The organism is Geothrix sp., assembly GCF_049292215.1.
Lineage (GTDB): Bacteria > Acidobacteriota > Holophagae > Holophagales > Holophagaceae > Geothrix.
Genome location: NZ_JBATQW010000023.1, coordinates 125981 through 145097, shown reverse-complemented (window position 1 = coordinate 145097; position 19117 = coordinate 125981). Strand labels below are relative to the sequence as shown.

The window sequence follows — 19117 nt, the reverse complement described above, 5'->3', positions numbered from 1 at the left end:
GCGCCCTCCGGATCAGGTTGGATGGTTCCTGGCGGCCTAGCGGGACAGCGCCCAGAGCAGACCCATGGCGGCGCCGTAGCTGATGCCCCGCAGGGGCGTGGCGGTCAGGGGGCAGGCGCCTGTGCTGCAGCCCACCAGCCGGTGCCAGCCGTAGCCCAGGATGCCGCCCACGAGCAGGCCCAGCGCCACGCGGATCGCCGTGGCCTTCACCGCGAACAACCGACGGCAGAGCCTTCGGGCACGCCCAGCTTGCGCAGGATGGAGGACATCAGGCACCAGTTGGTGAGCCCGCTCTGCAGCAGGTTCGCGCCGACGAAGGCGGTGAACCAGAGCCAGTTGGGGCTGTGGAAGTGGGCCAGCGCAAGGCTGCCCAGGATGAAGGTGCCTGCGACGATGTGGACGATGCGATCAACGGACATGAGTTACTCCTCAGAGGCGGCAAGCGCCGCCTGGCGTTGCAGGTTGGCGGCATGGCCCCGGCGGGCCACGAGGTAATAGAGAACGGGAACGGCGATGCGGGACAGCAGGGTGGCGGCGACTTCGCCGGCCATGAGGCTGATGGCCAGGCCCTGGAAGATGGGGTCCGCCAGCATGACGGCGCTGCCCACCAGCACAGCGGCGGCGGTCAGCAGCATGGGGCGGAAGCGCACGACGCCTGCTTCCTCCACGGCCGATTCCAGGGACATCCCCTCCTTCAGCTTCAGCTCGATGAAGTCCACGAGGATGATGCTGTTGCGGACGATGATGCCGGCCCCGGCGATGAAGCCGATCATGCTCGTGGCTGTGAAGAAGGCGCCCATCAGGCCGTGGGCGGGGATGATGCCGATGAGCGAGAGCGGGATGGGCACCAGGATCACCCAGGGGATCTCAAAGCTTTCAAACCAGCCCACCACCAGCACGAAGATGAGTACCAACACGGCCGCAAAGGCCATGCCGAGATCCCGGAAGACTTCGAGGGTGATGTGCCACTCGCCGTCCCACTTCAGGGACAGCGATTCGGTGTTCTCGGGGTGCGCGAGGCCCAGGCGGGGCACGGCCCCTCCGGCCGTTCCCTTGAGCGCATCGATCTTCTTGTTCAGGGCCGACAGGGCGTAGACCGGGCTTTCGATGGTGCCCGCCAGGTCCGAGAACACGTAGGTCACGGGCATGAGGTTCTTGTGGTGGATGGCAGCTTCCTCCACGCCCTCCTTCACGGTCACCAGCTCGCGCACTGGGATCATGCCGCGGACGCCGGGCACGGTGAGCTGCAGCAGTTGATCCAGGTTCTGGCGCTTGCCTGGGGCCAGCTGCACCACCACGGGCACCTGGCTGGAGCCCCGCAGCACATGGAAGGCCCCGGCCTGGTAGCCGTAGCCTGCCGTGGCGAGGGTCTGGATCACATGGGCGGGTGCCACGCCGTGGAGCGCCGCCTTCTCGCGATCCAGCACCAGGCTGACCTTGGGGGTCGTGGCATTGAGGGTGGAGTCCACATCGACGATGCCATCCACGCTCTTGAAGGCCGCGAGGACTTCACTGGAAAGGCGCGAGCGCTCAGCTTCGCTGGGCCCATAGATCTCCGCCACGATGGTGTCCATAACGGGCGGTCCCGGCGGGATCTCGACGAGTTTCATCCGGGCGTTGGCGGGCTTCGCGATCTTCTCCAGCTCGGGGCGCAGGCGCACCACGATCTCGTGGCTCTGTTCCTTGCGGTCCCCTTTCGGCACCAGGTTCACCTGAAGGTCCACCATCTCCGCCTCCTGGCGGAGGAAGCTGTGGCGCACCATGCCCACGAAGGTGAAGGGCGCGGCCTCACCCGCGTAGACCTGCACATCCTTGACCGTGGACTCCTTCAGCAGGCGACGGGCGAGGTCCTGGCCCACAGCGAGGGCATCCTCCCTCGGCGTGCCGGCCGGCAGGTCCAGCTGCACCATGAACTCCGACTTGTTGTCGAAGGGGAGCATCTTCACCTTCACCACGCCGAAGCCCACCAGGGACATGGCGCCCAGCAGCAGGGCGACCACCCCCCCGAAGAAGGCCCAGCGCACGGAAGCGCGGGTGAGCAACGCATGCATGACCTTGCGGTAGAGGGCCGTCATGCGGCTGTCCGGCGCCACTTCGGGGTTCTTGTGGGGCCAGTCGTGGATGGGCTCAGGCGCGGCCGTGTCGGGCGTGGCCGGGTGCAGACCGGTGGCATCCGTTTCCGGCAGGTTGGCTTCCTTCTTGAAGACGATGAGGCTAGCCCAGGGGCTGATGACGAAGGCGATGATGAGGCTGAACAGCATCGCCAGGCTGGCGCCCACGGGGATGGGCCGCATGTAGGGGCCCATGAGCCCGCGCACAAAGGCCATGGGCAGGATGGCGGCGATGACCGCGAAGGTGGCCAGGATGGTGGGATTGCCCACCTCATCCACCGCCTCCACCACCATGCGGGCGAAGCTCTTCCGCCGACCCGGCAGGTGCATGTGCCGATGGATGTTCTCCACCACCACGATGGCGTCGTCCACCAGGATGCCGATGGAGAAGATCAGCGCGAAGAGCGTGACGCGGTTCAGCGTGTAGCCGAACAGGTAGGTGATGAGCAGCGTGAGGGCCAGAGTCACGGGCACGGCGATGCCCACCACCACGGCGCTGCGCCACCCCATGGCCAGCATGATCAGCGCGATGACGCTGAGGGTGGCGATCATGAGGTGCTCAATGAGCTCGTTGGACTTGTCCCCGGCGGTCTCGCCGTAGTTGCGCGTGACCGTGAGCTTCAGGTCCCGGGGGAGGAGGCCGCCGCGCAGCGCCTCCACTTTGGCCAGCACCTGTTCGGCCAGGGCCGTGGCATTGGTGCCAGCTCGCTTGGAAAGCGTGACGCTGACGGCGGGCTCGAAGCCCTGCACGCCGCCTCCGGCGAAGAGCACCACCGGCGGTTCCGGATCCGGCGCGTCCACGATGCGGGCCACGTCGCCCAGGTAGATGGGTTTCTGGTTGCGCACGCCCACCACCAGGCGCTGCAGTTCGGCGGCTTGCAGCACGAAGCCCGTGGCCTCCACCTCCGTGCGCCGGCCGCGATCCACCAGAACCCCGGCGGGCAGCTGGGCCTCGGCGGACTGGAGGGCGGGTTGCAACTCCGCCAGGGAGAAGCCCAGCGAGCGCATGCGGTCGGGATCGGGCTCCACGCGCACCATTCGGCGGGCCCCGCCAACCACTTTCACCTGGGCCGTATTGGGCACGGTGGACAGTTCCTGACCGAGCACCTCGGCCACCTTGCGGAGGCCACCAGGCGTCTGGTCCTGGCCGTGCAGGGTCAGCACCAGGAAGGGCACGTCATCGATGGTCTGCAGCTTGACGATGGGCTTCATGGCGCCGGGCGGCAGCAGCTGCGGATTGGCCGCCAGCTCCTGGTGGACCTTCACGAGGCTGGGTTCCTGGGGCTCGTTCACCTTGAAGCGCACGGTGATGAGCGCCATGCCGGGCCGGCTCACGCTGTAGAGATACTCCACCCCAGGGATGCCCCAGAGGCGCTTCTCCAGCGGCGTGGCAACCTGGCTTTCCACTTCTTTGGGGCTCGCACCCGGGTAGGGCACGTAGAGGTCCACCATAGGCACGACGATCTGGGGTTCCTCTTCGCGGGGCGTGAGCCACACGGCCAGCAGCCCCAGCAGTAGGGAGGCGAACACGAGCAGTGGCGTCAGCTTGCTGCGGAGGAAGCCCTTGGCCAGCCGTCCGGCCAGTCCGAGCTTCAGGTCATCCGTCTCCCTACTTGACACGGTTCACCCCGCTGGCGATCTCGATGGGCTGGCCATCCTGGAGGCTGCCGGGCCGGTCGATGACGCGGTCCTCGGCCTTGAGGCCGGAGCGCACGGGCAGGCTGTCCCCGGCTCCGTCGCCGAGGGTGATCCAGCGCAGCTCCGCGTGGCCATCCTTGGCCACGAAGACGCCCGTCAGCTCGCCTCGGGTCACCAGGGCACTGCGGGAGAGGGTCAACCCCTCGGCCTTGGTGCCCGGCACGAGGATGCGCGCGAAGGTCCCCTGGCGCAGGCCCTTGGGGGACAGCACCCGGGCCCGCAGGGTGCCCTTGTGGCTGAAGGCGTCGCCGCCAGGGGCGAGCGCGGTGACCTGGGCCTCCCCTGTGGCGCCCTCCGCCTCGAAGCGCACCCTGGCGCCCTGCTTGAGCGCCTTGGCCTCGCCTTCGGACAGGGTTGCCACCAGCTCCTGCTCGCCTTCGCCCACCAGCTCGAGCAGCGGCATGCCGGGCCCCACGAAATCGCCTTCGTTCACCTTGCGGGACTGCACCACGCCGGAGAACGGCGCGCGGATCTGGGTGTAGGCGAGGTTGGCCCTCAGGGACGAGACGCCGGCCTGGGCCTGGGCGAGCTGGGCCTGGGTTTGTTCCAGTTCCGACAGGGTGCTGGCCTTCTGCGCGAAGAGCGCCTGGATGCGCCGGTGGTGGGCCTCCGCCGTGGCCAGCCCGGTTTCGGCGGCCTTCAATTGGGCCTGGAGGTCCTCGTCGCCGAGGGCCATCAACAGGGTGCCACTGGCCACCCGCTGGCCCTCCTGGACCAGCACTCGCTTGACCTGGGCCGCCATCCGGGTGGCCATGGTCGCGGTGCGGGTGGACTGGAGTGTGGCGGCCACCCAGCTGCCGCCCTCCGCCTGGGTCTGCGCCACCAGGGACACGGCCACCTTGGGCAGGGCTTTCGCATCAGGGGTGGCTTCCTTGTGGCCGCAGGCCAGCGTTCCGAGCATGAGGCCCGCGAGGGCGAGGGTCATGGACACCTTCATGGGGTGACTCCTTCAATGGGGGCGCCGGTGGCCAGGTCGAGGGCCGCGCGGCTGGTACGCAGGTCATAGAGGCTCTGGAGCAGCAGGGTGCGGGCGCCCTGCCGGGCGGCCTCCGCATCCAGCACGTCCGTGAGGGGCGTCAGGCCTTCGCGGTGACGGGCTTCCCGTAGCCGCTTGGATTCCTCGGAGGCGACCAGGGCCTCCTTCGCGGCGGCATGCTTCGCCTCGGCGGCCCGCACGGCCTCCCGCGCCACGCGCACCTCGTGCTCGGCCTGCTGCTGCTTGAAGGTCCGCATGTCCTCGGCGGCCCGGGCCTGGGCATGGGCCGCGTTGGACTTGGCCCGGTCTGGTCCGGAGAACACCTTCCATTTCAAGCCCACCGCGGCCCAGGTCCAGGTGCCGCCCTGGTGCCAGGACTGGCGCAGGGTGCCAGCACCCAGCTCGAGGCCAACCTCGGGCTTCAGGCTGCCAGAAGCGGCCTTGGCGGCCTGACCTGCCGCTTTGGCCTGCAGCTCGGCCGCCTGCAGGTCGGCGCGCACAGCCGTCCGGGCTGTTCCATCCAGCACGATACCTTCCGCCTGCAGCGGGGTCGCGAGGGGAGCTTCGACGGGTGCGCTGCCGGTAAGGAGGCCGAGACCCGAGCGGGCAGACCGTACTTGACGCACCACCTCGGCCTTCTGGGCGTCGACCTGAGCGTGAACGGCCTTCAGGCGCTGCAGCTCGGATTCGAGCATGAGGCCCTGCTGCACGCGGGCCCCCACAAAGGCCTCCAGACCCAGGATCCAGGTGCGGGTGTCCTCCACCCACAGCAGCGCCTGCTCGGCGACCTGGGCGCCAAAATAGGCCTCCACGATGGCCATGGCTGTCTCCTGCTCGCGGCGCGCCTGACTGGCGGACTCGGCCTGGGCCGCGTATTCACCGGCCCACTTCGCCGCCGAGATGCGGCCGCCCGCGTAGAGGGGCTGCTGCACCACCGCCGAGCCCCCAAAACCCATGATGGCGTCCGGCTTGTTGAGGCTGGCTGGATTGAAGTCCATGGCCGTGATGCGGCTCTGGTTGAGCCTCATGCCAAAGGCCATCATGGGCTCGTCCGTGCGCACGCCCTGGGCGTTCAGGGTCAGCGTGGGCAGCTTCAGCGCGGCGAAGCCCTCAGCCTCGTCCCGCTTGACCTCGACCAGGGCCCGGCCTGCCCTCAGCCCGGACTGATCGCGCCAGGCCGTGCGGATGGCGGTGGCCACTGTGAAGGGTTCCTGCGCCAGGGCGGCAGTTCCGGCCACCAGGCACAAGGTGAGGCATTGCATGGTTTTAATGCTCATAGAGGAATACTCCAAGCCAAAAAAAGGGCTCACGCCCTTTTCACTTCAGAGCTTTGTAGGTCACCCGGGCGCGGTCGCTGACATGGCCGCACACCAGGTCGCAGAGTTCGCCCACCAGGGGCATCACCGGGGCGAAGTATACCGCGTTGCCTTCGGGCTCGCGGCTCACCAGACCCACGCGCACCAGGCAGGCCAGGTGCTTCGAGGCGTTGGCCTGGGAGAGGCCGGAGGCCTCGGCGACAGCCCCCTGGCTGAGGGGGGCCTTGGAATCCAGGAGCGAGCGCAGGATCTTCAGGCGGGAGGCATCCCCCAGGGCGCTGAAGAGGCCGCTTACCTCGTCGATCATGGGATTGCTGAGCTGGTGGTTCACGGAATCAACTCCATGCGACTATGATCATTTAGTTTTGACCTTTGTCAAGGCCAAAAGATTTCGATCTCCATGAAAACTGTATACCCATCGGATCATTCAGCAACGGAAGGTTCCACTCTAGTGCCAATTTGAGCCTCAATCGTGACGACGCTCATGCCCGGCGCGGCAGATTTGCTAGGCTGGCAGATGGGAGATGCCGTGGACGACCTGGACCTGCGCGCCACCAAGATCCGCCTGCTCTGCACCGACATCGACGGGGTGCTCACCACCGGCGCCCTCCATTACGGGAAGGAGCCTGGCCACACCAAGGCCTTCCATGTGCGGGACGGTGCGGCCATCAAGTGGCTGCAACGCTCGGGCATCCCCGTGGCCTTCATCTCGGGGCTGGCTTCGGATGCCACGGTGAACCGCGCCCAGGACCTGGGCGTGGAGGACTGCTTCGCCGGCCACCTGGACAAGGGGCCTGTGTTGGACCAGCTCTGCGCCAAGTACGGCCTGGCCCTCGACCAGATCGCCCACCTGGGCGACGACCTGCCCGACCTGCCCCTGCTGCGGCGCGTGGGCCTGGCCTGCTGCCCTGCGGACGCGGTGGCCGAGGTGCAAGCGGCCTGCCACTGGGTGACGCCAGTCGAAGGCGGGCAGGGCGTGCTGCGCCTCGTCGCCGAGCGCATCCTCAAAGCGCAGGGACGCTGGAACACCATCCTTTCCACCTACGAGGTCCGCCCATGAAGCTCCGCCCACTGCCCCTCCTGCTGGTCGCCGCCCTGCCCCTCGCTGCCCAGGATGCCGCCATCGGCCTCAAGGCCCATGGCCTGGTGCCCATGAGCGACCTGCGGAACCTCACCAACGGCCAGACGGGCCTGGGTCTCGCGGTGTTCGTGGAGATCCCCATCAGCGAAGGCATCGTCTTCCGGCCCAGCATCGGCGCCCAGCAAATCCCCAAGGGTGACACGCTGGGCCTGGCCGGGACCAAGACCAGCGTCACCTCGGTCGACCTCATGCTCGACGCGTTGTGGTATCCCGGCGACGATCCCAAGCAGGGCCCCTATCTGGTGGGCAGCGTGGGCGGCCAGCAGTGGCGCGTGAGTTCGTCCGGGAGCAGTTCCGAAGTCATCTCCGCCACCCGCCTGGGCGTGGCCGGCGGCATCGGCTACCAGGCCTCTCCCCACCTCGGCATCGAGGTAAAGGGCTTCTGGAGCCCCATCCGGGCCAACCTCACGGCCACGGGACTCAGCCTGGGCGCGACCTGGCGGTTCTGAGCACCCCGCCTAACGCCGGGACCTGGCACCGTCGCGGACGATCCGTTCCAGTTCCTCCGGCTTGCGGGGCAGGCGCGCACTGAGGTTGCGAGGCCCCTCCGGCGTCACCAGGATCACGTCCTCGATGCGGATGCCAATGCCCTGCCATCTTGCCTCCACACCCTCAATGCCCTTGGGGATGTATATGCCGGGCTCCATGGTGAGCACCATGCCCGCTTCCAGGGGACGGCTGCCGCCGTGCTTATGGAAGGGGTGCGGGGCGCCGTAGCTCCCGGCGTCGTGCACATCCATGCCCAGGTAGTGGCTCACGCCGTGGGGGAGGAACTTGTTCCAGTCGCCGCGCTTGAAGGCCTCTGCCTTCTCGCCCTGGATGAGGCCCAGGTCCACCAGTCCATCGCTGATGATGCGGGCCGCCGTCATGAAGCTGGCGATGTGAATGTTGCCCGGCCGCAGCTCCTGGATGCCCGCCTCCTGCGCCTTGAGCACCAGGTCGTAGAGCGCGCGCTGCTCGGGACTGAACTGGCCCTTGGCGGGCCAGGTACGGGTGATGTCGGAGGTGTAGTAGCCGATCTCACCACTCGCATCCATGAGAATGAGCGCCCCCGGCAGGATGGGCTGATCGTTGAAGGGGTAGTGCAGGACGCAGCCGTTGCTGCCGGCGCCGGCGATGGTTTCATACGAGAGGAACCGCGCCCCGAGGGACCGGACCGTGCCCTCGAGCGCCGCCGCGACCTGGCCTTCGTTGGTGAAGGCCGCGCTTCCGCGCATGGCGGCCAGATGGCCTTCGATGCTCGCGTCGACCGCACGCTGGATCATCTCCACTTCGCAGGGCTGCTTGATGACTCGCATCTCCGCAAGGATGCTTCGCCCGTCCACGAGGCTCTTCTCATAGCCACTCTTCCAGCGGGCGGCCCCCCGAGGATAGGCGGCATCGAGGACCTTCATCCGGAAGTCATCGTCGAAGTTGTTGATGAGCAGGATGCGCCTGGCCTGCTTGAGCGCCTCGCCCAGGACCTTCTCAGCGGCAGGGAACTCCACTGCGTCATCGGCGCCCCTGGCCTTGGCCCCGGCCACTCCCAGCCGCTGTCCCGTGTAGGTCTCGCGCTTGGGATCCCGGGCCTGGACCAGCAGGGTGTAGGTGCCCTTGTCCCCGTCCAGCAGAGCCACGACGTGCTCCTCCTCCACCCCGGTGAGGTAGTAGAAGTCCGAATCCTGACGGTAGAGGCGCTCACCGTCGCCCGAGCTGGGCTGGGTGGGCATGGACTTCACCACGACCAGCGTTCCGGGGCCCATGGCCTGCGCCATGGCCAGGAGCTTTGCCCGGTTGCCCGCGAAGAAGGCACCGGGAAGCCTCAGGCCGTGATAGGCCAGAGGCGCCACCGGCATCTGGGCCGTCAGGACCGACGCCAGGAGCAGGGCAGAAAGGCATCGCGACATGGAACCTCCCGAGGGTGGAACCACTCTGCCACACCGCCTGCGGCCAGCGTATGGAGTATCGCTACTTCAGACCGCGCTTCGCGAGCAACGGCTCCACCTTCGGATCCCGCCCGCGGAAGCGCTGGTAGAGGAGCGCGGGGTCCTCGGTGCCGCCCTTCGAGAGCACCTCGGCGCGGAACTTCGTGGCGGTGGCGGAATCAAAGAGGTTGCCCTTCTCCTTGAAGGCCTGGAAGGCGTCGCTGTCCAGCACGGCGCTCCAGATGTAGCTGTAGTAGCCCGCCGCATAGCCGCCCATGATGTGGGCGAAGTAGGGGCTACGGTAGCGGGGCGGGATCTCGGCGAGGAGCCCCCACTTGGCCAGGGAGGCCTTCTCGAAGGCGGCGGTGTCCTGGGGCTTGGTGCTGGTCAGCGTGTGCCAGTCCATGTCCAGCAGCGAAGCGGCCATGTATTCCACCGTGGCAAAGCCCTGCCCGAAGGTGGCGGCCTTCTTCATCTTCGCCACCAGCGCATCGGGGATCGCCTCGCCGGTCTGGTAGTGCTTCGCGTAGAGCTTCAGCATCTCGGGTTCCATGGACCAGTTCTCCATGACCTGGCTGGGCAGCTCCACGAAGTCCCGCGGCGTGCCGGCCGTCCCCCGATAGCGGCCCTTGTAGAAGAGGCCGTGCAGCCCGTGGCCGAACTCGTGGAAGAGCGTCTGCACCTCGTCGGAGGTCAGCAGGGCGGGCCGATCCCCGGCGGGGGCCGTGAAGTTGCAGACGTTCACCACGACGGGATCCACCTGCTGCCCGTCCTTCACCCAGGCCGAGCGGTAGTTGCTCATCCAGGCCCCGCCGCGCTTGCCGGGCCGCGGGTGGTAGTCCACGTAGATCAGGCCCAGGTGGCGGCCGTCCTGCTCCTTCACCTCGAAGCAGCGCACGTCCTTCTGGTAGGTGGGCAGCCCCTTCACCTCGGTGAAGGTGATGCCGTAGAGCCTGCCCGCCAGCGTGAAGGCACCCTGACGCACGGCATCGATGGCGAAGTAGGGCTTCACCGACTCCTCATCGAAACCGTACTTGGCCTGCTTCACCTTCTCGGCGTAGTAGCGCCAGTCCCAGGACTCCAGCTTCTGCCCCGGCAGGTCCTTGGCCATCATGGCCTGCAGCTCCGCGCGCTCCTTCTTGGCGACCTCCAGCGCGGGCTTCCAGATCTGATCCAGCAGCCCGTAGACGCCCTTGGGATCCTTCGCCATGTTCTCTTCGAGCACGTAGTCGGCCCAGGTCCGGTAGCCCAGCAGCTGGGCCTTTTCCGCCCGCAGCGCCCCCACCTTGGCCACGATGGCGTTGGTGTCGGTGTCGCCACCCTGGTTGCAGCGCTCCAGATAACCGGTGAGGAGGCGCTTCCTCAAGTCGCGGTTCTTGGCATATTCCAGGAAGGGCCAGATGCTGGGGCCATCCAGCGTGAACAGCCACTTGCCTTCATGCCCGGCCTTTTTGGCCGCGGCCGCCGCGGCGGCGCGGGTGCCCTCGGGCAGGCCCGCCAGGTCCGCGGGATTCTCGACCACGAGCTGGAAGCCCTTGGTGGCCTTGAGCAGGCGATCGTTGAAGTCCACGCCCAGCTTCGACTGCTCGGTGTTGATGGCACGCATCCGGACCTGCTGGTCGGGCGTCAGGGCCGCCCCGGCCCGGACGAAGCCCTTGTAGGTGCGCTCCAGCAGCCGGGCCTGATCCGGCGCGAGCTTCAGCGTGGCCCGCGCGTCCCACACCGCCTTCACGCGCTGGAAGAGCTTCGGGTTCAGCTGCACGTCGTCCCGGTGGGCCGACATCAGGGGCATCACCTCGCGGTTCACCGCCTGGAGCTTCGGGTTCGTCTCGGCGCCGGTGAGGTTGAAGAACACCGAGCCCACCCGGTCCGTGAACTGGCCCGCGAGCTCCAGCGCCAGGATGGTGTTCTCGAAGGTCGGGACCGCCTGGGCCTCGGCGATGGCCGTCACCTCCGCCTTGTGCCGGGCAATGCCTTCGCGGAAGGCGGGCAGGTAGTGCGCTTCCTGGATCTCCGCAAAGGGCGGGACTCCAAAGGGGGTCTTCCATTCCGCGAAGAAGGGATTGGTGGCGGGGGCCGGGTCCGCGGCCAGGGCGGGCAGCGTCATGAGGGCGGCCAAGACAGAAACGGTGCGCATGAAGACTCCGGGAAAGGCATTCCATACCGTAGCATCATCTTACGAGGGAGGCCAGACGCCCACCCCCATGGGACACTCCTTCCTCGCCCGTCAGGAGCCTGCATGTTCCCCATCCTTCCGCGCCGGATCATCCTCCTGCTGTGTCTGCTGCCCCTGGCTCCCGGTGCGCAGGCACAACTGGCGCCGCAGGTGGCCGTGAGCTTCCAGGTCACCGTGCCGGCCACCACGCCGGCGGACGCCAGCCTGCATGTGGCTGGCAACATGAATGGCTGGAATCCCGGCGATCCCCAGTGGAAGCTCCGGCGGCAGCCCGACGGCAGCTGGGCTGGTCATTTCTCCCTTGAGGTCGGCTACAGCCTGCAGTTCAAGATCACCCGGGGCAGTTGGGAGACCGTGGAGAAGGATGCCAAGGGCGAGGAGCTTCCCAACCGCGCCGTGGAGGTAGGCCAGATCATGGCCGTGCGGGTGCAGGTGGAGCGCTGGCGGGACCAGGTCCTCGCGCCGAAGGTCGCCCCCACGGTGAGCGGCGACCTTCGGCTGGTCGAGGGCTTCGCCATGCCGCAGCTGGGCACGACCCGCACCCTGCGCATCCTCCTGCCACCTGGCTACGAGACCTCCGGCCGACGCTATCCCGTGCTCTACATGCACGACGCCCAGAACCTGTTCGACGCAGCCACTTCTTTCGCCGGTGAGTGGGAGGTGGACGAGACGCTGGCGAAGCTGAGCGCCAGCCGAGCGCTGCAGCCCATGATCGTCGTGGGCATCGACCACGGCGGGAAGGAGCGGCTGGCCGAGTACTCCCCCTTCCGCGACGAGCGCATTCCCACCGCGAAGGGCGATGCCTACGCGGACTTCCTCGTGAAGACCCTGAAGCCCTGGGTGGACCGCACCTTCCGCACGAAGCCCGAGGCCGCCCACACCGCCCTGGCTGGCAGCTCCCTGGGCGGGCTCATTTCCCTCCACGCGGTACTGCGTCATCCCGGCGTCTTTGGCAAGGCCGCCTGCTTCTCCAGTTCCTTCTGGGTGGGTGGGCGACAGATGCTGAAGGAGGCTGCGGTTGCGAAGCCGGATCCCGCCCTGCGCCTCTACCTCGACATTGGCGACCGGGAAGCCGGAGCCCCTGCCGACAGCCGCCAGGCGGTGCAGGACACGCAGGATGTCGCCGCGGCGCTGCGAGGGCTAGGCCTTGGCCCGGAGCTCCTGCGCGTGGTGGTGGCCCCGGGGGCGCGGCACACGGAAAGCGCCTGGGCCGCGCGGTTCCCGGCGGCGCTCCAGTGGCTGTTCCAACCTGCGCCCTGAGCCGCCGGGCCCGCCGAGGAATCGGCAGGCATTCAAACTGATCGACGAATAAAATCGGCCGTCACAGGCAATGGGTCCATGCTGAGCCAGGGTCCGAATCCCAAAGAACCGGGGACCCGCTCACAGAGGGCACATGTCCAACGACAAGAAACCCAAGAAGGCCAAGCCGGCCGTGATCCACGGCGCCACCCACAAGGGCGGGGGCCTTAGCGGCGCCCTGGCCGAAGTCGCGAAGCCCTCCCCGCTGTCACCGGCCAAAAAGAAGAAATAGGGGCCGGCAGAAGCTGGCCGCTAGCGACCAACCTCCGGGTACTCCCTCCGCAGGCAGTCGGGGCAGATGCCATGGCTGAACTTGGCTTGGCTGTGCGCGCTGACGTAGGACTCCACGCGGGTCCAGTGCCCACGGTCATCCCGGATCTTGCTGCAGTGCGCGCAGATGGGCAGCAAGCCGGAGAGGGTGCGGACCCTGGCCAGCGCCTCCTGGAGTTCAGCGATGAGCCGCTCGCGCTCCAGCTCAATCAGCTTGCGGTCCGTGATCTCCTTCGAGATGCAGACCACCGAGCCGATGGTGCCGTCCGGACCGGGAATGGGCCTGACGGACGTGATGTAGTGGCGGTCTCCCGTCGAGGTGGGAACCCGCACCTCGAAGACGATGGTCTCGCGGGTGGCGAAAGCCCGGTGGACCACCCTCATGCGCTTCTCGGCCTCCGCGGGTTCGAAGAGATCCCAGATCCGCCGACCGATGACCTCCTCTGGCGTCTTGCCGAAGGGTCCGGAGAAGGCGGCATTCACATAACGGTAGGTGCCATCCTCGAGGATGTTGAAGATCGGGTCGGTGGAGGCATCCAGCACCGTCTGCATCACCTCGACGCGGTCCGGCCAGGAGGAGGGATCTCCCGGGCTCGGATCTGTCTTGTCGATGTCCAGCATGGCGGCCCCCGACGGTCTGCCCTACACGATCATGTCCGTCTCCGTTGGATCGGCCAGCCTGAGGCGGGGAGTTACTTCCGGTCCTTGTCGAAGGCCAGGTTCCGCACCAGGTCCTCGGTCTTCCAGGGGGCAGCGCCGCCGCCCAGGTACTTCTGGAACCACTCGATGTGGGCGTTGTAGTACACGGGCATGGACTTCAGGTTGTCGGGCCAGTGGCCGTCGTTCTTGAAGACAATCAGCCGGCTCGGAACGCCCATCTCCTGCAGGCCGGTGAAGAACTGCAGGCTCTGGGTGTAGGGCACGCGGTAGTCGCGCTCGCCGGTGATGACGAGGCACGGTGTCTTGAAGGCCTGCACATGGGTGCTCGGATTCATGCGGTCGTAGGCTGCTGACTTCTCCCAGGGAGTGCCCGTGAGGTCGTGCTCAGGGAACCACAGTTCCTCGGTGGCACCGTGCATGGAGCGCAGGTCATAAACGCCCATCATGGCGGCCAGGGCCTTGAAGCGGGTGGTGTGCCCTTCCAGCCACATCATGGCGTAGCCGCCCCAGCTCCAGCCCATGGCGCCCATGCGGTCCTTGTCCACATAGGGCAGCGCCGCCAGGTGGTCCGTCACCTTCTCGATGTCGGACATCACCTTGCCGTCCCAGTCGCCGCTGATGGCATCCGTAAAGGCCTGGCCGTAGCCCGTGGAGCCGTGGGGATTGGGGAAGGCCACGATGTAGCCCGCGCCGGGGTAGACCTGCCAGTCGCCGCGCAGGGTGTCGGACCACATCATCTGCGGACCGCCGTGCACATTGAGGATGAGCGGGTACTTCTTCGCGGGGTCGAAGCCGTGGGGCTTCACCAGGAAGACATGGATGTCCTTGCCGTCGGCGCCCTTCACCCACTGTTCCTCGGCGGGACGGAGGTCCACTTCGTCAGCCACGGCCTGGTTGAAGGCAGTTAGCCGCTTCAGTTCCTTCGTATCGAAGGTGTATCGCCACACTTCCACCGGTTCACCCACCCGGGTCTTGGTGAGCAGGACGTTCTTCTGGTCGGGGCTAACCACGAATTCCTTGATGCTCTGGCCCTCCAGCATGCGGCTGATCTTCCCGGTGGCAACCTCGACGCGATGGAGCGGCCAGCGGCCCTTCTCCTGCACGGTGAACCAGAGGGCCTTGCCGTCCGCCGACCACTGGAAGGCGTCCACCCAGTTGTCGATGCCTTCCGTCAGCACTTTGCGGTTCTTCGCCTGCCGGTCGTAGATGGCCAGGCGGAAGCGGTCGGACTCGTGGCCCGGCTTGGTCTGGAACTTGTAGGCGATGAAGCGGCCATCCGGCGAGTACTTGGGGTCCTGGTCCGCGGCCGGGTTGTCGCCGGTGATGCGCCGGGGGGTGCGGTCGCCCTCCAGGGAGACGAGGAAGAGGTCCTGGTTCGTGCTGCGGGCCTGGACCGCGTCGGTGTTCGTGGTGACGCAGACCTCCCTGCCGTCGGGACTCAGGTCCCAGCTCTGCCAGAAGCCCGGATAGTCCTGCTTGCCTCCGGTAAGCGCCTCCACCTTGCCCTCGAAGGTGGCCGTGAACAGGTGGCTGTACTGGAAGTCGCGCCAGCCGGTCCAGTGCCGGTAGAGCAGCTCGTCGGCCAGGTGGGCCTGCACCGGGCCGCTCTCCAGCTTGTCGCTGAGCTCCTTGTGCCGGGCGCCGTCCGTCAGGGCCTCGGGGAACACGGTGGCCTCGAACACCACCTTGTCCCCGCCGGGCATCAGCTTCGGCGCGCCCACACCTGCCTCGAAGGAGGTCACCTTGCGGGCCTCCCCGCCGCTGGCATCCAGGGCCCAGAGCTGGCTGCCCCCGCTGCGGCTCGACAGGAAGGTGAGGGTCTTCCCATCCTTCGACCACTGGGGCGCCGTGTCCGATTTGCCGGAGAAGGTGATCTGCTTCACCTGCCCCGAGGCCACGTCCAGCAGCCAGAGCTGGGTGTTCCGCGTGGACGCCTTCAGATCCTGGCTGGACACCTCGAAGGCCAGCTTCGAGCCATCCGGGCTCAGGGCCAGGTGCTGCACACCCTTCAGCCGGTAGAGATCCTCGATGTGGAAGGCCCGCTTCTCCGCTGCGGCGACCGGCAGGGAGATGACGAGGGCGGGAACCAAGAATCGATGCAGCAGGGACACAGAAGCCTCCGAATGCGAGGTATCAGCTTCGCATGGAGAGCCGACAGGCCACCACTCCCAGGCCGGGGACCTCGCCTTGCTATCCTGGGCCATGCCGAACCCCGCCCTTCCCGTCACCGCCCCCGGCCGCGGGATCTTCTGCAACCGGACGCTCAACCTGCGCTCCGTGCGGGCCATCGGCTACGACATGGACTACACCCTGGTGGACTACCGGGTGGAGGCCTTCGAGCGCATGGTCTACGCCCAGGCCCGGGCCCGGCTGGCCGCCGAGGGCTGGCCCATGGAGGGTCTCGAGTTCGACGGCTCCATGGTGACCCGGGGCCTCGTGATCGATACGGAGCTGGGCAATCTTGTGAAGGCGAACCGCTTCGGCTTCGTGAAGCGGGCCATGCACGGCACCCGCATGCTGGAGTTCGGCGAACAGCGGGACGCCTATGCCCAGACCCTGGTCGACCTCTCCGAGTCCCGCTGGGTCTTCCTCAACACCCTCTTCTCGCTGTCCGAGGGCTGCCTCTACGCCCAGGCCGTGGACCTGCTGGACCGGGGCGCCCTGCCCCGGTCCTTCGAGTACGCCAGCCTCTACCGCCACGTGCGCTCCGGCGTGGATGCCCAGCACATGGAGGGCCACCTGAAGGCCGAGATCGCCGCGGCCCCGGAGCGCTACGTGGTGCAGGATCCCGAGGCGGCCATGGCCCTGCTGGACCAGAAGGCCGCCGGCAAGAAGCTGCTGCTCATCACCAACTCCGAGTGGAGCTTCACCACGAAGATGATGAGCCACGCCTACGATCGCCACCTACCGGAGGGCATGACATGGCGGCAGCTCTTCGACGTGGTCATCGTCGCCGCCCGTAAGCCGGCCTTCTTCGTGGAGCAGGGTCCCTTCTTCGAGGTGGTCGACGAGACCGGACTGCTGCGGCCCCTGGTGGGTCCCCTGAAGCCCGGCGGCATCTACCTGGGCGGCTCGGCGCCGCAGGTGGAGCGGGACCTGGGCATCGCCGGGGACGAGCTCCTCTACGTGGGTGACCACATGTTCGGCGACGTCCACGTGAGCAAGCGCACGCTCAGCTGGCGCACGGCCCTGGTGCTGCGGGAGCTGGAAGCCGAGGTGGCCGCGCTGGAGGGCTACCGCCCCATCGAGCTGCGCCTCATGGCCCTGATGCAGGAGAAGGAAACGCTGGAGGCCAGGCTCTCCCAGGCCCGCCTGGCCCTGCAGCGCCTGCATGCGGGCTATGGCCCCGCCATCCAGGGCGATGCGGCCAGCGCGGAAGCTCGGGTCCACGATCTCCGTGGCCACCTGCTGGCCCTCGATGCCGAGATCGGCCCCCTGGCCCAGACCGGCGGCGGGCTGACCAATGCCCGCTGGGGCTTGCTCACCCGCGCCGGCAACGACAAGAGCCACCTCACCCGCCAGATCGAGCGCTACGCCGACATCTACACCAGCCGCGTCTCGAACTTCCTCCTCGCCACACCCTACGCCTACTTCCGCTCGCCCCGGGGCAGCCTGCCCCACGATCCCGTGGGCCCGGCGACGGGGGCTTGACCATGGGCCCCCGCGGCCTCTTCGCCCAGGCCTTCACCGTCCCCGCAGCCGCCATCGATGCGAACGGCCACGTCAACAACCTGGAGTACCTGCGCTGGATGCAGGCGGTGGCTACGGCCCACTCGGACGCCTGCGGCTGGACGCTGGACCGCTACCAGGAAACCCGGACCACCTGGGTGATCCGTTCCCACACCATCGACTACCTGCGGCCGGCCTTCGAAGGCGAGTCGCTCAAGTTGCTCACCTGGATCGGCGGCTTCGAGGACCAGGAGTCCCCGCGCCACTACCTGTTCTGGCGGGAGCGGGACCGCAAGGTGCTGGCTCGCGCCAAGACCCTCTGGGTGTTCATCGATACTGAAGCCGGCAGGCCCCGGATCATCCCGGAGGCCTTCCGCGAGGCCTTCGAGGTGGTGACCGGTGAGCAGGAGGCGCTGCGGGCCCTGCGGACGGGCGAGATCTGAACTCCATTCACTTCGCCGCGTAGACCGTGACTCCGTAGTGCTCCTGGTCCCAGGGCGAGGGGCTGTTCCAGCGACCGTAGGCATGGCTGTCGTCGGTCCGGTAGCGCAGGGTGTAGGCGCCCCTCGGCAGGCTGACGATCTCGTCGCTCACCCGGTTCTTGCTCGCCCCGCCAGCGTGCTGGGTACGGCCACGATCCATGACCCACACCCGCTTGCCTACGCCATCCTCGATCCAGGCAAAGTCCGCCATCTCGTCCCCGCTGCCTTCGCCGATGGCGTAGACGCGCACGGACTGGGCCGAAGCCAGGCTGAAGGAGACGGACCGGTCCTGGTCGTTGCCCACCCGCACGGCCTCAGCCAGCACGGTCCAGGCCAGGGGTTTGGTGACGGAGAAGGCAGCGAGATCCTTGTCCGCGGGGAGGGCCAGCGTCAGGCCATAGGTGCCGGGGTCCGCCGGGGGCGCGGCATTCCAGTCCACGGGCGAGTGGGAATCATCGGTGATGAAAGTGGCCTCGTAGTCGCCGGCGGGCAGCTGGATGGTCTCCACTTGGCGCCGATTCTTGTGGGCGCCCCCGGCGAACTTGGACTTGTCCATGCTCATCTCCCAGACGCGGGTGCGGGTGCGGGCATCGGTGATCCAGCCGTAGTCGATCATCAGCCGCCCGCTGCCCTCGCCCTGTGCATAGACGTGCAGGCTCACAGGCCGGGCCAGGCGGAAGGTCTGGGTCCAGTGGCCGTCATCGGAGGTGGCGGCCAGGGACACCACGATGTTCCGCCAGCGCAGGGGCGCCTCGAAGAGGTTCACCTCCTTGGGATCGCCCGCGGGCAGGTAGATCTCCATGCCGTAGTTCCCCACCTGCTCCCGCCAGTGGCGGACCAGGCTGGCGTCATCGGCCCCAATGGCCTGCAGGAAGCGGTGGTGGCGGTCCTCCTGGGCCGCCAGGGAGCGGCGGTCGATGTTGCGGAACCACTGGGCGAAGAGGAGGCCCTGGCCGAAGCCGTGGTTGCTGAAATAGGCCTCGTAGCTGCCGGCCGGCAGGTCCAGGTACTGGTCGGCGACCCGGTACTCCCAGTTCCGCTTGGTGTTCGGGCCATCCATCTGCCACACCACTTCCCGGGTGACGGCATTCAGGATCCAGGCATGGGCGAAGAAGGGGTGCTCCCGGGCGATGCGGGTGGGAAAGCGCAGCCCCGCGCCCTTGGCGTAGACGTGGATCTTCATGGGCCGGGGCAGCGTGAAGCCCTGGGAGCGCACCTCGGCGGCCTCCAGCCCGTGCAGGGCCAGGATGCGGGGCTCAGGGCGGGACTCAGCGCCGTGCAGCGCGGCCGGGGCAAAGGTGGTCATCAGCACGAACAAGGCCACGGCCTGCACCACCCGGACCAGGACGGCGGCTTCAGAGAACAGGAAGGACAGCATGGGGACTCCAGGACTGACTCCAAGCTAGTCCTCCGGA

General features: G+C 67.6%; 17 protein-coding genes. 6 read left to right on the top strand and 11 right to left on the bottom strand.

The window, feature by feature from the left end; genetic code table 11:
• Positions 1–36: 36 nt before the first annotated feature.
• The 6 genes from WAS25_RS04320 to WAS25_RS04295 are packed head-to-tail and all read right to left on the bottom strand — an operon-like array spanning position 37 to position 6432.
• Positions 37–210 carry a DUF6132 family protein gene (locus WAS25_RS04320; RefSeq protein WP_422310329.1) on the bottom strand — a complete coding sequence of 58 codons (174 nt, stop codon included), beginning with the start codon at positions 208–210 and terminating at the stop codon, positions 37–39.
• Positions 207–419, bottom strand: coding sequence for a YgaP family membrane protein (locus WAS25_RS04315; RefSeq protein WP_422310277.1), 213 nt, complete (start codon positions 417–419; stop codon positions 207–209). Before WAS25_RS04315 ends, WAS25_RS04320 begins: the two co-directional genes overlap by 4 nt.
• A 3-nt stretch (positions 420–422) precedes the next feature.
• Complete coding sequence (locus WAS25_RS04310) at positions 423–3731, bottom strand: efflux RND transporter permease subunit (protein ID WP_422310276.1); 3309 nt, start codon at positions 3729–3731, stop codon at positions 423–425.
• Positions 3721–4746, bottom strand: a complete 1026-nt coding sequence (locus WAS25_RS04305; protein WP_422310275.1) for an efflux RND transporter periplasmic adaptor subunit — start codon at positions 4744–4746, stop codon at positions 3721–3723. Before WAS25_RS04305 ends, WAS25_RS04310 begins: the two co-directional genes overlap by 11 nt.
• Positions 4743–6047 (bottom strand): TolC family protein, encoded by a 1305-nt coding sequence (locus tag WAS25_RS04300; protein WP_422310274.1) that lies wholly within the window; start codon positions 6045–6047, stop codon positions 4743–4745. Before WAS25_RS04300 ends, WAS25_RS04305 begins: the two co-directional genes overlap by 4 nt.
• Before the next feature lie 55 nt (positions 6048–6102).
• Positions 6103–6432, bottom strand: a complete 330-nt coding sequence (locus tag WAS25_RS04295; protein WP_422310273.1) for an ArsR/SmtB family transcription factor — start codon at positions 6430–6432, stop codon at positions 6103–6105.
• Between the two features lie 141 nt (positions 6433–6573).
• Here WAS25_RS04295 and WAS25_RS04290 point away from each other — a divergent pair, with 141 nt between their 5' ends.
• Positions 6574–7161 carry a KdsC family phosphatase gene (locus WAS25_RS04290; protein ID WP_422310272.1) on the top strand — a complete coding sequence of 196 codons (588 nt, stop codon included), beginning with the start codon at positions 6574–6576 and terminating at the stop codon, positions 7159–7161.
• The gene (locus WAS25_RS04285; RefSeq protein WP_422310271.1) at positions 7158–7691 is read left to right on the top strand and encodes a hypothetical protein; all 534 of its coding nucleotides are present in this window, start codon (positions 7158–7160) and stop codon (positions 7689–7691) included. The genes WAS25_RS04290 and WAS25_RS04285 overlap by 4 nt, the downstream gene beginning before the upstream one ends.
• A 9-nt stretch (positions 7692–7700) precedes the next feature.
• Here the strand turns inward: WAS25_RS04285 and WAS25_RS04280 are convergent, their stop codons facing one another.
• Both WAS25_RS04280 and WAS25_RS04275 read right to left on the bottom strand, forming a co-directional pair.
• The gene (locus WAS25_RS04280; protein WP_422310270.1) at positions 7701–9128 is read right to left on the bottom strand and encodes an aminopeptidase P family protein; all 1428 of its coding nucleotides are present in this window, start codon (positions 9126–9128) and stop codon (positions 7701–7703) included.
• Between the two features lie 61 nt (positions 9129–9189).
• Positions 9190–11283, bottom strand: coding sequence for a M3 family metallopeptidase (locus WAS25_RS04275; protein WP_422310269.1), 2094 nt, complete (start codon positions 11281–11283; stop codon positions 9190–9192).
• A gap of 102 nt (positions 11284–11385) precedes the next feature.
• Here WAS25_RS04275 and WAS25_RS04270 point away from each other — a divergent pair, with 102 nt between their 5' ends.
• A complete protein-coding gene (locus tag WAS25_RS04270) occupies positions 11386–12582 on the top strand; it encodes an alpha/beta hydrolase-fold protein (protein ID WP_422310268.1) in 1197 nt (398 codons plus the stop codon).
• A gap of 133 nt (positions 12583–12715) precedes the next feature.
• On the top strand, positions 12716–12853 hold the full coding sequence (locus WAS25_RS04265) for a hypothetical protein (protein WP_422310267.1): 138 nt from the start codon (positions 12716–12718) through the stop codon (positions 12851–12853).
• Positions 12854–12873: 20 nt separating this feature from the next.
• On the opposite strand, the gene WAS25_RS04260 is transcribed toward WAS25_RS04265, so the two are convergent.
• A complete protein-coding gene (locus tag WAS25_RS04260) occupies positions 12874–13512 on the bottom strand; it encodes a PAS domain-containing protein (RefSeq protein ID WP_422310266.1) in 639 nt (212 codons plus the stop codon).
• A gap of 71 nt (positions 13513–13583) precedes the next feature.
• A complete protein-coding gene (locus WAS25_RS04255; protein WP_422310265.1) occupies positions 13584–15662 on the bottom strand; it encodes a prolyl oligopeptidase family serine peptidase in 2079 nt (692 codons plus the stop codon).
• A 91-nt stretch (positions 15663–15753) separates the two neighbouring features.
• Here WAS25_RS04255 and WAS25_RS04250 point away from each other — a divergent pair, with 91 nt between their 5' ends.
• Together WAS25_RS04250 and WAS25_RS04245 are read left to right on the top strand one after the other, a co-directional pair.
• Positions 15754–17202, top strand: a complete 1449-nt coding sequence (locus tag WAS25_RS04250; protein ID WP_422310264.1) for an HAD-IG family 5'-nucleotidase — start codon at positions 15754–15756, stop codon at positions 17200–17202.
• A gap of 2 nt (positions 17203–17204) precedes the next feature.
• Entirely contained in the window at positions 17205–17663 is a 459-nt protein-coding gene (locus tag WAS25_RS04245) for an acyl-CoA thioesterase (protein WP_422310263.1), read from the top strand.
• Positions 17664–17670: 7 nt separating this feature from the next.
• Here the strand turns inward: WAS25_RS04245 and WAS25_RS04240 are convergent, their stop codons facing one another.
• The gene (locus tag WAS25_RS04240; RefSeq protein ID WP_422310262.1) at positions 17671–19080 is read right to left on the bottom strand and encodes a hypothetical protein; all 1410 of its coding nucleotides are present in this window, start codon (positions 19078–19080) and stop codon (positions 17671–17673) included.
• Between the last annotated feature and the right edge of the window lie 37 nt (positions 19081–19117).

Coding starts and splice junctions, on each gene's coding strand:
- WAS25_RS04315 (WP_422310277.1), bottom strand. CDS start 419: ATGTCCGTTGATCGCATCGTCCACATCGTCGCAGGCACCTTCATCCTG.
- WAS25_RS04305 (WP_422310275.1), bottom strand. CDS start 4,746: ATGAAGGTGTCCATGACCCTCGCCCTCGCGGGCCTCATGCTCGGAACG.
- WAS25_RS04300 (WP_422310274.1), bottom strand. CDS start 6,047: ATGCAATGCCTCACCTTGTGCCTGGTGGCCGGAACTGCCGCCCTGGCG.
- WAS25_RS04285 (WP_422310271.1), top strand. CDS start 7,158: ATGAAGCTCCGCCCACTGCCCCTCCTGCTGGTCGCCGCCCTGCCCCTC.
- WAS25_RS04280 (WP_422310270.1), bottom strand. CDS start 9,128: ATGTCGCGATGCCTTTCTGCCCTGCTCCTGGCGTCGGTCCTGACGGCC.
- WAS25_RS04275 (WP_422310269.1), bottom strand. CDS start 11,283: ATGCGCACCGTTTCTGTCTTGGCCGCCCTCATGACGCTGCCCGCCCTG.
- WAS25_RS04270 (WP_422310268.1), top strand. CDS start 11,386: ATGTTCCCCATCCTTCCGCGCCGGATCATCCTCCTGCTGTGTCTGCTG.
- WAS25_RS04265 (WP_422310267.1), top strand. CDS start 12,716: ATGTCCAACGACAAGAAACCCAAGAAGGCCAAGCCGGCCGTGATCCAC.
- WAS25_RS04260 (WP_422310266.1), bottom strand. CDS start 13,512: ATGCTGGACATCGACAAGACAGATCCGAGCCCGGGAGATCCCTCCTCC.
- WAS25_RS04250 (WP_422310264.1), top strand. CDS start 15,754: ATGCCGAACCCCGCCCTTCCCGTCACCGCCCCCGGCCGCGGGATCTTC.
- WAS25_RS04245 (WP_422310263.1), top strand. CDS start 17,205: ATGGGCCCCCGCGGCCTCTTCGCCCAGGCCTTCACCGTCCCCGCAGCC.
- WAS25_RS04240 (WP_422310262.1), bottom strand. CDS start 19,080: ATGCTGTCCTTCCTGTTCTCTGAAGCCGCCGTCCTGGTCCGGGTGGTG.